Here is a 12666-nt window from a genome sequence, read left to right as displayed (position 1 = left end):
CGTCGTGGCCCTTCACGATCGACGATGAGCCGTGCGTGATCCAGGTCGACGGTGCTCCGACCTTCTCCGACACGTGCGGTCCCGACAACGAGAAGCTCACTGTTCCCGACGACACGGAGACGATCGACTGGAACTCGACCGAGGTCGCCGGCGTCATCACGGTGACGGCGACGGCGAAGCCGGGCTCGGCGTTCCCCGAGGGCGTGACGACGACCTGGACGTTCAAGGTCGATGACAGCCCCTGCGTGATCGAGCTCGTCGGTGCGCCGACGTTCACGGACACCTGCGGACCGAACAACGAAGAGCCGATCATTCCTGATGACACCGAGACCATCGACTGGAGCGCGGTCGACGGCGACGAGGTCTGGACCGTGACCGCGACGGCGAAGCCCGGCTACGCCTTCAAGGAGGGCGGTCCGGTGACCTGGACCTTCCCATACTCCGACGATGAGTGCATCGAGCCGAGCCTCAAGGGCTCGGTCGCGACCGGCGAATGCGTGGCCGACTCCCCGTGGATCTTCTTCGACGTCGAGCTGACCGACCCCGACCAGCAGTCCACGGGTAACACGGCATCGCTCGTGCTGACCGACGGCACGAACACCCACACCATCGAGCTCGGCGACCTCGTCGACGGCAAGCTCACGGGTGAGGCGCTGTGGCCCGGTGCCTCGGTCGACGAGAACGGCGTCGCGAACGGCTGGCCGGGCTGGGCCAAGGTCGGCAACCAGTGGATCGAGGTCGACGACAACTTCGCGTGGACCCGCGGTGACATCGAGGCCACGATCGTCGTGAACCCCGAGACCACGGTCGCGATCTCGTACCCCGAGGCCACGCCCCTGTGCGCCACCGGCCCCAAGGGATCCGGGGGCGGCGCGAGCACGCCGGCCGCTTCGACCGGCACCGGGCTCGCGAGCACCGGTTTCGCGGGAACGACGGTCGCCATCGTCGCCGGCATCATCGTGATCGCCGGACTCGCGTTCCTCGTGATCGCGCGCATCCGCCGCAAGCGCGCATAACGCACGCTGCACACTGAGGGGGCCCGGTTCGCCGGGCCCCCTTCGTGCTGTTCCGGGGGCAACTCGGGTGTGGAACCCGGCGGTCAGGCCGGCACGTCGGCGAGCACGCGCTCGAGCGGCAACGAAGCGCCGCGGGCCTCGACCTCGTGCACGAGGGCGGTGAGCGCACGGTTGACCGGCGCATCGAGACCGGCGGCGGATGCCTCGCGCACGACGGCGCCGTTCAGAAAATCCACTTCGGTCGGCTGGCCGCGGCGCACGCTCTGCTGCGTCGACCCGAGGTTCGGCACCGCGCCCATGCGCAGGCGCATGAGCAGCGGCAGCACCTGGCCGATGGCGAGCGGCAGCCGGGCGAACAGTCGCAGACGGCGATCGCCGAGCCCTTGCAGCGTGCCAAAGCGCACACCGCGCGCGATGCCGACCCGCACGGTCTCGCGCATCGACGCGGTGACGACCCGGCGGAGGCGCCGATCGTCGACGACCTCCTGCACGCTGCGCCCCACGATCGCGGGAACGGCGTTCAGCATGTTCACGATGAGCTTGGTCCACTGAGCACCTCGGAAGCCGTCGATCGCGACCACCGGCACGGCAGCCGAGAGCACCGCGGCGATTCGCACGCTCTCGGGGTCGGCCGGCCCGTCGCCGCGCCCGAGGTAGCTCGTGGCCGGCGTCGTGATGCGTACGACACCGGGCTCGGTGTAGTTGGCCGCGATGATCGACAGCAGGCCCATGCAAGCCGATCGTGGGAGCAGGCGCGCGGCGGTCGCGACCCCGTCGAGCCCGTTCTGCACAACCACGACGGGGGCGCCGTCGATGAGGGCGGCGTTCGCCTCGATCGCGGATGCCGCGTCTTGCGCCTTGGTGCAGACGAGCACGAGATCGGGCGAGGCGGTGAGCCACTCGCCGGCGGCGACTCGCGCGCGCACCTCGCCGTATCCGCCGCTCAGGCTGATGCCCGACTCGCGGATGACCTCGAGGCCCGCGCCTCGCGCCGTCACCTCGACATCGTGCCCCGCTCGCGCGAGCAGTGCTGCGAACGTGCCGCCGAGCGCGCCTGCGCCGATGATGCCGATCTTCACCGCTCCAGCGTATGCGCGCCGCGCGAGCGGGCCGCGCACGACTGTTAGCCTGTACGGCGTGAACAGCGGCATCCTCCTCGTCGACAAGCCGCAGGGAATCACGAGCCACGATGTGGTCTCGCGCATGCGTCGCCTCGCCGGAACCCGCAAGATCGGGCACGCCGGCACCCTCGACCCGATGGCCACCGGGCTGCTCGTGCTCGGCGTCAACGGCGCCACCCGGCTGCTGCACTACCTCGTCGGACTCGACAAGGAGTACTTCGCCACGATCCGTCTCGGCTGGAACACGAGCACCGACGACGCAGAGGGCGAACCGCTGCGCGCGGCATCCGCCGACGTCATCGCCGCTGCGACCGAGCAGGCGATCCGCGCCGCGATCGCCCCCCTCACGGGCGAGATCGAGCAGGTGCCGAGCACAGTCAGCGCCATCAAGGTCGCCGGCAAGCGCGCGTACCAGCGTGTGCGCGACGGTGAGACCGTCGAGCTCGCGGCACGCCGGGTGACGGTTTCGGCGTTCGAGCCGCTCGCGTTCCGCGCCGGCGACGCGCATCTCGATGTCGACGTGCGCGTCGAGTGCTCGTCGGGCACCTACATCCGGGCGCTCGCCCGTGATCTCGGTGCCTCGCTCGGCACCGGCGGGCACCTGACGGCCCTCCGGCGCACGCGCATCGGCCGGTTCAGCGTCGACGAGGCGAGCGAGCTCGAGGGATTCGACGTCGCCGCCTCCATCATGAGTCCAGCGGATGCCGCGCGGCGTGCGCTGCCCGTCGTCGAGCTCAGCTCGGCGCAGGCCGTCGACCTCGGGCACGGCAAGCGGGTCGACCTCGCGGAGGTCGGCGGGCTCGCGGCATCCGGCGAGACGCCGCTGCCGGCGGTGCTCGCCGCCATCGACGCCGACGACCGCCTGGTCGCGATCGTCGAGCCGAAGGGCCGCCAGCTCAAGGTGGTCACCGGGTTCCCGCCCGCCGAGGCGGGGGAGGCCGGGGCATGATCGAGTGGTTCACCTGGGTGCAGTTCGCCGTCGCCGTTCTCGCCGGGCTGGTCGCGATCGGGCTCGGTCTCGCCGGGCGGGTGCCGAGCGATCTCACGATCGGGGCGCTGGCGCTCGTCGAGCTGCTGCTCGTCGCCCAGCTCGTGATCGCGATCGCTGCGCCGGCATTCGGCAACGTGCCGACGGGAAGCCCGCTGGAGTTCTACACCTACCTCGTCGGCGCGCTGCTGCTGCCGCCGGCGGCGGCGTTCTGGGCGCTGCTCGAGCGCAATCGCTGGGCGACGGTGATTCTCGGCGTCGCCGCCCTCGCCGTCGGCGTGATGGTCTACCGCATGCTGCAGATCTGGACCGTGCAGCAGGCGTGAGTGCTGGTCTGAGAGAATCGAACGACATGAGTGACGTGCGCAGTGCCCAGCCCGAAGTACGACAGGGCCGGCGAATGAGCGGCATCGGGCGCGTGCTCGTCGCCGTCTACGGGGTGCTCGCGCTTGCGGCGATCGGGCGTTCCTTCGTGCAGATCGCCTCCAAGTTCGACGAGGCACCGCTCGCATACGCGCTCTCGGCACTCGCAGCGCTCGTCTACGTCGTCGCGACCGTCGCGCTCATCCGCCCGGGCCGCGCGTGGTATCGGGTGGCATGGGCGACGATCGCGTTCGAGTTCACGGGCGTCGTCGTCATCGGCGCTCTCAGCGTCGCCTTCCCCGCACTCTTCCCACACGACACCGTGTGGTCGTGGTTCGGTCGCGGCTACCTGTTCATCCCGCTCGTGCTGCCGGTGCTCGGCATGTGGTGGCTCGCCCGGCACCGCCCGGCCGTCGAAGGGGATGCCTCGTGAAGACCTTCAAGGGCCTGGCGGGCGTGCCGTCCGGCATCGGACCGTCGGTCGTCACGATCGGCAAGTTCGACGGCGTGCATCAGGGCCACCGCGCCGTGATCGCACAGGCGCGGCGCATCGCCGACGAACGAGACCTCGCGGCCGTCGTCGTGACCTTCGATCGCAACCCGCTCGCTCTGCTGGCTCCCGACAAGTGCCCCGACTCGCTCGTGAGCGTGCGGCAGAAGCTCGAGCTGCTCGCCACCACAGGGGTCGACGCGACCCTGCTGCTGCCGTTCGACCGCGCGCTCGCCTCGGTGCCGGCGACGGAGTTCGTCGAACGAGTGCTCGTCGACGCGCTCGACGCGAATGCGGTGCTCGTGGGCAGCGACTTCCGCTACGGCGCGCGCGGTGCCGGAGATGTGCCGCTGCTGATCGAGCTCGGTGCGAAGTTCGGGTTCACGGTCGACGTCATCGACGATGTGCGCCCAGAGGGCGAGCGCCGGGTCTCGTCGACCTGGATTCGCGAGCTGCTCGCCGAGGGCGACGTGCGCCGCGCGACGGAACTGCTCGGGCACACGCCGACGGTGTCGGGCATCGTCGTGCACGGCGCGGCCCGCGGACGCGAGCTGGGTTTTCCCACGGCGAACCTCAGCCCCGAGTCCGAGGGGCTGATCCCTGCCGACGGCGTCTACGCGGGCTGGCTCACCGATGCCGGCACCCGGTACCCCGCAGCGATCTCGGTCGGCGACAACCCGACCTTCGAGGGCGTTCCCAAGAAGCAGGTCGAGGCCTACGTGCTCGATCGCGAACTCGATCTCTACGACCACGTCGTCGACGTGGAGTTCGTCGAGCGCATTCGAGGCATGGTCGCCTTCACGAGCATCGAGGCGCTGATCGAGACCATCCGCGACGATGTCGAGCGATCCCGCGGCATCCTCGCCGGGGCAGCGGCACCGGAACCCCAACGAGATTCGAAGCGATGACTCCACCCGCGATCCGCCCGCTCTGGGCGGGTCGCGCGCTCGCCCTCACCGGCATCGTGCTGGTCGCGTTCAACCTCCGAACGGCCGTGGCATCGGTCTCGCCGATCCTCGAGCATCTCGAGGCCGAAGTTCCCCTCGCGCCGGCGGTCGTCGGATTCCTCGGCATGCTGCCTCCGCTCTGCTACGCGGTCTTCGGTGTTCTGACGCCCGTGGTGGCGAAGCGGCTCGGGCTCGAACTGACCCTCGTCGTCGCGCTGGTCGCACTGACCGCTGGCCTCGCCGGACGAGGCCTTGCAGGGTCGGCGCTGTGGCTGGTCGTGGCGTCGTCGGTCACGTTCGCGGCGATCGGTGTCGGCAACGTGCTGTTGCCGCCCCTCGTCAAGCGCTACTTCCCCGATCGCATCGGTCTCGTCACGACGATCTACGTGACCGCGATGTCGATCAGCACCTTCACGCCGCCGCTGATCGCGGTGCCGATGGCGGATGCCGCGGGCTGGCGGGTCTCGCTCGGCGAGTGGGCGTTCATCGCCGCGCTCTCGCTCGTGCCATGGGTCGCGATGCTCCTGCACCCGCGGAGGCAGGCGCCCGAGGCACTGCCTGAGGAAGCGGACCCCGGGCAGTTGCGGCATGCCCTGCGCTCACCGCTCGCCTGGTCCCTCACGGTCGTGTTCGCGGTGTCGGGCTTCAACGCCTATGCGGCGTTCGCCTGGCTGCCCACCGTCCTGCACGACGTCGCGGGAGCCTCTCCAGCGCAAGCGGGCGCCCTGCTGTCGCTGTATGCGGCGATGGGACTTCCGGCCGCGCTGCTCGTGCCGATCGTCGCCGCGAGGTTTGGAAGGGTTCGCCTTCTCACGGCGGTCGCCGTCGCGGCGCTCGTGGCCGGATACCTCGGGCTGCTGCTCCTGCCCGACTGGGCCACGTGGCTCTGGGTCGCCCTCACGGGCTCGGCGCAGCTCCTGTTCCCCCTCTCGCTCGTGCTCATCAACGTGCGAACACGAACGCACTCGGGGGCGGTGGCACTCTCGGGGTTCGTGCAGTCGACGGGCTACCTCATCGTCGCCGTGGGCCCGCTCGTGGTCGGCCTGTTGCACGAATGGTCGGGAGGATGGACGTGGCCCCTGTCGTTCCTGCTGATCTCCGCGGTGCCGGCGGCGATCGCGGCGGGCGTGATCGCCCGCCCGCGGTTCTTCGAAGACGATCGGGTCTCGTAGAGCCGGGGCCGCGAGGCGGCTCGGGTCGTCGTCTCGGAACGGATGCGCCGTATTCCATTGCCGTCGAGGCCATCGGGTCGTAGTATCCGGGTGCCATGGATATGCTCCTGCAATTCGCCGAGGCCGCGACGACCGCGAAGCCCCCGAACCTCTGGGGAGCGCTCGGTTGCGCGCTCGCCTACAGCGGCGCCCTCTTCGCGACGATCGACTCCTTCGCCGACATGCTGCTCGCGCCGGGCGATCGGCCTGATGGCAGGATGTCGCCTGCGCTGAAGCTGAAGTCGGGGTCGAAGCTCTCCGCTGCCGGCATCACGGTGGTCTCCGCCGGCACCGTTCTGGCGCTCGACGCCAATTGGTTCGCGCTCGTCGCTCTCAGCATCGTGTTCCTCGTGCTCGTGGGCATCGGCGCACTCGTGCTCGTGCGGCACCGTGCCGCATCGACGGTCCGGATCGCCGCACTTCCGGCAGCAGAGGCCCGGGAACAGACGCCGCTCGTCGGAGGGTGACCTCGCTCGAGCGCCGAAACGCACGTGTCTGCTTCGAGTCGCGATGGCGCGCGGCATCCGTCACCACTCTGCTCATCTGAGCACTCGAGCCTACGAGTGTTGCCGATGCGCACCCGGCTGCTTACGCTGGAGTGGACGGACGGAGGCGCATGGACGAGATCGACGAGCTGCTCTCGATCAGGGCGGCTGAGCTGTACTACGAGGAGAACAAGACCCAAGACGAGATCGGGCAGGCGCTGCGCCTGACCCGGTGGAAGGTCGGGCGGCTCCTCGCTCAGGCGAAGCAGCGCGGGTTCATCCGCATCGAGATCCTGCATCCGCGCGCGCGGAGACTGCCGATCGAGCGGCGACTGCGCGAAGAGCGCGGCCTCGCCGACGCGATCGTCGTCTCGACGGCAGGCGTCACGTCGCCCGAAGAGCTGCAGGCGCGCACCGCGCAGGCCGCGGCCGACTACCTCACCGCGCTGCGACCCGTGCCGCACACCCTCGGGGTGAGCTGGGGCCGCACCCTCTTCGAGATCTCGCAGCACCTGCGCAACGGCTGGGCCACGGGCGTCAACGTCGTGCAGATCAACGGCGGCGTGAGCCTCAACCGTCGGCCGGGCACTGCGGCGGCAACCGCCGTCGGCATCGCTCAGAAGGGCGGCGGCAGCGCCACGCTGCTGCCGAGCCCGGCGATCCTCGAGCGCCTCGAGACGAAAGAGGCAATCGAGTCCGACCGCGTCGTCGCGGGCGTCATCGATCTCGCGCGCTCCGCCGACGCGTACCTCTTCAGCGCCGGCGCAGCCGATCACTCCTCGGTGCACGTGGAGAGCGGCTACCTCTCGGTTCCCGACGTCGACCTGCTCGTGCAGAAGGGCGCAGTGGGCGACGTCGTCGGCCGATACATCGATTCCGATGGCAACATCGTCGATCCCGCCCTCGATGCGCGAACGGTCGGGCTCACGCTCGACGAGCTGCGCCGGGCCGAGCTCGCGATCGCCGTCATCTCCGGCCCGGGCAAGCACGCCGTCGCCGATGCCGTGGTGCGCAGCAGGCTGTGCTCCGTGCTCGTCACCGACGAGGCCACGGCCCTCCACCTCCTCGACGGCTGACGCGAGCGTCGGCCCCATACGAAAGCCAGGTTCTTCCCCATGTCAGGCACCTCACTCGTCACCGCCCGCGAGCGGGCCATCGCCGTGCTCGGCGGCGAGCCCGACGACGCGACGCTTCGCCGCTATCTGCACGGCATCCCCGGGGTCGACGCGGTCGGCCTCGAGCAGCGCGCCGCCGGTCTCGGCACGCGTTCGATCAAGACCACCTCGAAGCAGTGGGCACTCGACAAGATCATCACGCTCATCGACCTCACGACGCTCGAAGGTGCCGACACCCCCGGCAAGGTGCGCTCGCTCGTCGCCAAGGCGATGACACCCGACCCGTCGGATGCCACGACGCCGCGAGTCGCGGCGGTCTGCGTGTACGGCGACATGGTGCCGTACGCGATCGAGGCACTCGGCGCCGCTCACGGCGATCCTGACGACGGCCTCATCTCGGTCGCAGCGGTCGCGACGGCCTTTCCGAGCGGTCGAGCGTCGCTCGAGATCAAGCTCGCCGATACGGCCGAGGCGGTCGCCGCGGGCGCCGACGAGATCGACATGGTCATCGACCGCGGCGCTTTCCTCGCCGGTCGCTACGGACTCGTGTTCGACCAGATCGCGGCCGTGAAAGGGGCGTGCCGCCGGCCCGACGGCTCGAGCGCGAGCCTCAAGGTGATCCTCGAGACCGGCGAGCTCGTGACCTACGACAACGTGCGCCGTGCCTCATGGCTCGCGATCCTCGCGGGCGGCGACTTCATCAAGACCTCGACCGGCAAGGTCGCGCCCGCCGCGACCCTGCCGGTCACGCTCCTGATGCTCGAGGTCGTGCGCGACTGGCATCTGGCCACCGGTCAGCGCATCGGGGTCAAGCCCGCCGGCGGCATCCGCTCGTCGAAAGACGCCATCAAGTACCTCGTGACCGTCGCCGAGACGGTGGGCGAGGAGTGGCTGGTGCCGCACCTCTTCCGCTTCGGTGCCTCGAGCCTCCTGAACGACGTGCTGCTGCAGCGGCAGAAGATCGCGACCGGGCACTACTCCGGCGCCGACTACGTGACGATCGACTGAGACGGAAAAATGAGCTTCCTCGACTACGCACCCGCCCCCGAATCCCGGGCGATCCTCAACCTTCGCGACCGCTACGGCCTGTTCATCGACGGCGAGTTCGTCGACGGGCGCGGTGAGCCGTTCCACACCATCAGTCCGGCCACCGAAGAGCACATCGCGACCATCTCGACGGCGAACACGGCCGACGTCGACGCCGCGGTGGCCGCCGCCCGTCGTGCGTACGACCGCACCTGGTCGCGCATGTCGGGCCGTGACCGCGGCAAGTACCTCTTCCGCATCGCCCGCCTCGTGCAAGAGCGCGCCCGCGAACTCGCGGTCGCCGAGTCGCTCGACAACGGCAAGCCGATCAAGGAGTCGCGCGACGTCGACGTGCCACTCGTCGCCGCCTGGTTCTTCTACTACGCGGGCTGGGCCGACAAGCTCGATCACGCCGGCCTCGGCGCGAATCCTCGCTCGCTCGGCGTCGCCGCACAGGTGATCCCGTGGAACTTCCCGCTGCTCATGCTCGCGTGGAAGATCGCCCCGGCGCTTGCCGCGGGCAACACCGTCGTGCTGAAGCCGGCCGAGACCACGCCGCTCACGGCGCTCATCTTCGCCGAGATCCTGCAGCAGGCCGAGTTGCCGCCCGGAGTCGTCAACATCATCACGGGCGCGGGTGACACGGGCGCGGCGCTCGTTGCCCACGAGGGCGTCGACAAGGTCGCCTTCACCGGCTCGACCGGCGTCGGCCGGGCCATCGCCAAGCAGATCGCCGGCACCGACAAGAAGGTCACGCTCGAGCTCGGCGGCAAGGCCGCCAACATCGTCTTCGACGACGCACCCATCGACCAAGCGGTCGAGGGCATCGTCAACGGCATCTTCTTCAACCAGGGGCACGTCTGCTGCGCGGGTTCGCGCCTGCTCGTGCAGGAGAACATCCACGACGAGGTCGTCGAGCGGCTGAAGCTGCGACTCTCGACGTTGCGCCTCGGCGACCCGCTCGACAAGAACACCGACATCGGTGCGATCAACTCGAGGGAGCAGCTCGAGCGCATCCGCGAACTCTCCGATATCGGCGTTGCCGAGGGAGCCGACCGCTGGACCGCACCCTGCGACATCCCGGCGAACGGCTTCTGGTACGCCCCGACGATCTTCACGAACGTGCAGACGTCGAGCCGCATCGCGCGCGAGGAGATCTTCGGCCCGGTGCTCTCGGTGCTCACGTTCCGCACGCCGGCCGAGGCGATCGCGAAGGCGAACAACACGCCCTACGGCCTGTCAGCCGGCATCTGGAGCGACAAGGGCAGCCGCATCCTCGCCGTCGCCGATCAGTTGCGGGCAGGAGTGATCTGGGCGAACACGTTCAACCGCTTCGACCCCTCGAGCCCGTTCGGCGGCTACAAGGAGTCGGGCTACGGCCGCGAAGGCGGGCGTCACGGCCTCGCTGCGTACCTCGCCCCGGCCCCGATCGGCCAGTCGGCGGCGGGCCGAAGCGCACTCGGCCGTGGCGCATCGAAGGGCGCGATCGAGGCGGATGCCGCTGAGCCGGCCGTCGGCGCACGAGCCGCCAAGCCCGCCCGCGGCGCGAAGCGCCGACAAGCCGACGCCGCGACGAAGGGATCGAAGCGATGAGCCGCCTCGCCGTGCCGAAGACCTACAAGCTCTACATCGGGGGAGCGTTCCCCCGCAGCGAGTCGGGCCGCACCTACGAGGTGCTCGCCGCCGACGGCGGGTTCCTCGCGAACGCCGCGAAGGCCTCGCGAAAAGACGCTCGCGATGCGATCGTCGCGGCTCGGGCCGCAGTGGCCGGCTGGTCGGGCGCCACCGCCTACAACCGGGGGCAGGTGCTCTACCGCATCGCCGAGCTGCTCGAGGGTCGTCGCGCCCAGTTCGTCGCCGAGATCGAGCAGGCCGAGGGCGTCACACGCGCCGCGGCATCCGCTCAGGTCGACGAGGCGATCGACCGCTGGATCTGGTACGCCGGCTGGGCCGACAAGTTCGCCCAGGTCACTGGCAACGCGAACCCCGTGGCCGGGCCGTACTTCAACATCTCCGTGCCGGAGCCCACGGGCGTCGTGGCGGTCATCGTGCCGCAAGACAGCTCGTTGCTCGGCGTGGTGTCGGCGATCGCACCCGCCCTCGTCGCGGGCAATGCCGTCATCGCCGTCGCGAGCGAGCGGTTCCCGCTCTCGGCGATCAGCCTCTCCGAGGTGCTCGCCACGAGCGACGTGCCGAAGGGCGTCGTCAACGTGCTCACCGGTTCGCCGGCCGAGATCGCGCCGTGGCTCGCGAGCCACGCCGATGTCAACGCGCTCGACCTGGTCGGCGCCGGCGACCTCGACTGGATCTCCCTCGAGGTCGACGCGGCCGAGACCCTCAAGCGCGTGCTGCGCCCCGAGTCGGGCCCGGATGCCGCGGCTCCGGCGCTCGGCCGCATCAGCGCGTTCACCGAGACCAAGACCGTCTGGCACACGAAGAGCCTGCTGTAGGCGAGCTCTGCGCGGGCCGTGCCCGCGCCGACGACATGGCGTAGCCTCGGGAACAGGTCGCCGCAAGCGCGGCCGGTGATTCGACGGCGACCTGTTCATCGCGGATTCCTTCGAGCGAATCCGTCGATGCACCGCACCGGCGGGAGACAGGCTGTCCGCCATGACCACGAACCCCACTCCGCTGCTGAAACTCGGCGTGCTCGCCCACTCGAGCAAACCCGACGAGCGCCGGCTGCCGCTGCATCCCGCGCATCTCGAGCGCATCGACGCCGATCTCCGCGAGCGCATCATGCTCGAACGCGGGTACGGCGAGCGATTCGGCGTCGCGGATGCGGAGCTCGAGCCGCTCGTCGCGGGCATCGGCAGTCGCGCCGAGGTCATCGCCTGGGGCGACGTCGTGCTGCTGCCGAAGCCGCAGGCGCTCGACCTCGCCGACCTGCGCGACGGCCAGGTGCTGTGGGGCTGGCCGCACTGCGTGCAGGATCGCGCGCTGACCCAGCAGGCGATCGACAAGCGCCTCACCCTCATCGCGTGGGAGGCGATGAACCACTGGACCGCGAGCGGCGGCTTCGGACTGCACGTGTTCCACAAGAACAACGAGCTGGCCGGGTACTGCTCGGTGCTGCACGCACTGCAGCTCTGCGGGTCGACGGGCGACTACGGCCGGCGCCTGAGCGCGGTCGTGATCGGCTTCGGCGCCACCGCTCGCGGCGCGGTCACCGCCTTGAACGCCCACGGCGTCCATGACGTGCGCGTGCTCACGAATCGCGACACGGCGGCGGTCGGATCCCCGATTCCCTCGGTCGACATCATCCAGTTCGAGCACAACCCCGACGCGCCGTTCCTCAGCACGGTGAACAGCGAAGACGGCCCGGTTCCGCTCGCACCGTTCCTGGCCGAACGCGACATCGTGGTGAACTGCACGCTGCAGGACCCGAACGCGCCGCTCACCTACCTGCGTACCGAGGACCTCGCGGCGTTCCGCCCGGGCAGCCTCATCGTCGACGTGTCGATCGACGAGGGCATGGGCTTCAGCTGGGCTCGGCCGACCTCGTTCGCCGCACCGATGTTCACGGTCGGAGAGTCGACGAACTACTATGCCGTCGACCACAGCCCGTCGTATCTCTGGAACTCGGCCACCTGGGAGATCAGTGAGGCGCTCCTGCCCTTCCTGCGCACCGTCATGGAGGGAGCCGCCTCGTGGGCGGCGTCGGCGACCATCGACCGAGCGATCGAGATCGCCGACGGCCGGGTTCGGAACCCTGCCATCCTCGACTTCCAGCAGCGGGCGGGGGAGTACCCGCATCCGACCGTCGGGTGACGAAGCCGCGGTGCCCCCCCGAACGGGATGTAACGAAATGGTAACGGGCTTGCTAGAGTGACCTGCACCATCGCGCGACGGAGCGCGATCGGTGGAAAGGCCCGAATCCGTGACCCGCACTCCACGTGCGATC

Annotated in this window: 13 protein-coding genes; 12 read left to right on the top strand and 1 reads right to left on the bottom strand. The window is 69.9% G+C overall.

What is annotated here, in order from left to right:
* Positions 1-1016: hypothetical protein (locus H521_RS26445; protein ID WP_245560992.1), on the top strand; the 1016-nt coding region annotated here is incomplete at its 5' end.
* Between the two features lie 83 nt (positions 1017-1099).
* Here the strand turns inward: H521_RS26445 and H521_RS23330 are convergent.
* Entirely contained in the window at positions 1100-2095 is a 996-nt protein-coding gene (locus H521_RS23330) for a ketopantoate reductase family protein (protein ID WP_051159307.1), read from the bottom strand.
* 58 nt (positions 2096-2153) lie between these two features.
* Between H521_RS23330 and truB the strand changes: the two genes are divergently transcribed.
* The 11 genes from truB (at position 2154) to H521_RS0113440 (ending at position 12533) form a co-directional block, all read left to right on the top strand.
* A complete protein-coding gene (gene truB, locus H521_RS0113495) occupies positions 2154-3086 on the top strand; it encodes a tRNA pseudouridine(55) synthase TruB (RefSeq protein ID WP_026482276.1) in 933 nt (310 codons plus the stop codon).
* On the top strand, positions 3083-3451 hold the full coding sequence (locus tag H521_RS0113490; protein ID WP_022893559.1) for a hypothetical protein: 369 nt from the start codon (positions 3083-3085) through the stop codon (positions 3449-3451). The genes truB and H521_RS0113490 overlap by 4 nt, the downstream gene beginning before the upstream one ends.
* A gap of 26 nt (positions 3452-3477) precedes the next feature.
* Entirely contained in the window at positions 3478-3921 is a 444-nt protein-coding gene (locus H521_RS0113485; RefSeq protein ID WP_022893558.1) for a hypothetical protein, read from the top strand.
* Positions 3918-4886, top strand: a complete 969-nt coding sequence (locus H521_RS0113480) for a bifunctional riboflavin kinase/FAD synthetase (protein WP_022893557.1) — start codon at positions 3918-3920, stop codon at positions 4884-4886. The genes H521_RS0113485 and H521_RS0113480 overlap by 4 nt, the downstream gene beginning before the upstream one ends.
* Positions 4883-6097: an MFS transporter gene (locus H521_RS0113475; protein WP_022893556.1), complete on the top strand. Its 1215-nt coding sequence runs from the start codon at positions 4883-4885 to the stop codon at positions 6095-6097. Before H521_RS0113480 ends, H521_RS0113475 begins: the two co-directional genes overlap by 4 nt.
* 95 nt (positions 6098-6192) lie before the next feature.
* Positions 6193-6603, top strand: coding sequence for a hypothetical protein (locus tag H521_RS0113470; RefSeq protein WP_156891435.1), 411 nt, complete (start codon positions 6193-6195; stop codon positions 6601-6603).
* A 149-nt stretch (positions 6604-6752) separates the two neighbouring features.
* Complete coding sequence (locus H521_RS0113460) at positions 6753-7697, top strand: sugar-binding transcriptional regulator (protein WP_022893554.1); 945 nt, start codon at positions 6753-6755, stop codon at positions 7695-7697.
* Positions 7698-7736: 39 nt separating this feature from the next.
* Entirely contained in the window at positions 7737-8744 is a 1008-nt protein-coding gene (deoC, locus tag H521_RS0113455) for a deoxyribose-phosphate aldolase (protein ID WP_022893553.1), read from the top strand.
* A 9-nt stretch (positions 8745-8753) separates the two neighbouring features.
* Positions 8754-10355: an aldehyde dehydrogenase family protein gene (locus tag H521_RS23325; protein WP_022893552.1), complete on the top strand. Its 1602-nt coding sequence runs from the start codon at positions 8754-8756 to the stop codon at positions 10353-10355.
* Positions 10352-11212, top strand: a complete 861-nt coding sequence (locus H521_RS0113445; protein ID WP_022893551.1) for an aldehyde dehydrogenase family protein — start codon at positions 10352-10354, stop codon at positions 11210-11212. Before H521_RS23325 ends, H521_RS0113445 begins: the two co-directional genes overlap by 4 nt.
* A gap of 160 nt (positions 11213-11372) precedes the next feature.
* Positions 11373-12533 carry a N(5)-(carboxyethyl)ornithine synthase gene (locus H521_RS0113440; RefSeq protein ID WP_022893550.1) on the top strand — a complete coding sequence of 387 codons (1161 nt, stop codon included), beginning with the start codon at positions 11373-11375 and terminating at the stop codon, positions 12531-12533.
* Positions 12534-12666 lie beyond the last annotated feature (133 nt).

Source organism: Agromyces subbeticus DSM 16689, from assembly GCF_000421565.1.
Classification (GTDB): Bacteria; Actinomycetota; Actinomycetes; order Actinomycetales; family Microbacteriaceae; genus Agromyces; species Agromyces subbeticus.
The sequence above is the reverse complement of the archived record's forward strand: the minus strand, read 5'-3'. Positions and strand labels throughout refer to the sequence as shown.

What these genes read in the sequence shown, in the direction of transcription:
- H521_RS0113470 (WP_156891435.1), top strand. Translation starts at nt 6,193, where the DNA reads ATGGATATGCTCCTGCAATTCGCCGAGGCCGCGACGACCGCGAAGCCC.
- H521_RS0113475 (WP_022893556.1), top strand. Translation starts at nt 4,883, where the DNA reads ATGACTCCACCCGCGATCCGCCCGCTCTGGGCGGGTCGCGCGCTCGCC.
- H521_RS0113490 (WP_022893559.1), top strand. Translation starts at nt 3,083, where the DNA reads ATGATCGAGTGGTTCACCTGGGTGCAGTTCGCCGTCGCCGTTCTCGCC.
- H521_RS0113485 (WP_022893558.1), top strand. Translation starts at nt 3,478, where the DNA reads ATGAGTGACGTGCGCAGTGCCCAGCCCGAAGTACGACAGGGCCGGCGA.
- H521_RS0113445 (WP_022893551.1), top strand. Translation starts at nt 10,352, where the DNA reads ATGAGCCGCCTCGCCGTGCCGAAGACCTACAAGCTCTACATCGGGGGA.
- H521_RS23325 (WP_022893552.1), top strand. Translation starts at nt 8,754, where the DNA reads ATGAGCTTCCTCGACTACGCACCCGCCCCCGAATCCCGGGCGATCCTC.
- deoC (WP_022893553.1), top strand. Translation starts at nt 7,737, where the DNA reads ATGTCAGGCACCTCACTCGTCACCGCCCGCGAGCGGGCCATCGCCGTG.
- H521_RS0113440 (WP_022893550.1), top strand. Translation starts at nt 11,373, where the DNA reads ATGACCACGAACCCCACTCCGCTGCTGAAACTCGGCGTGCTCGCCCAC.
- H521_RS0113460 (WP_022893554.1), top strand. Translation starts at nt 6,753, where the DNA reads ATGGACGAGATCGACGAGCTGCTCTCGATCAGGGCGGCTGAGCTGTAC.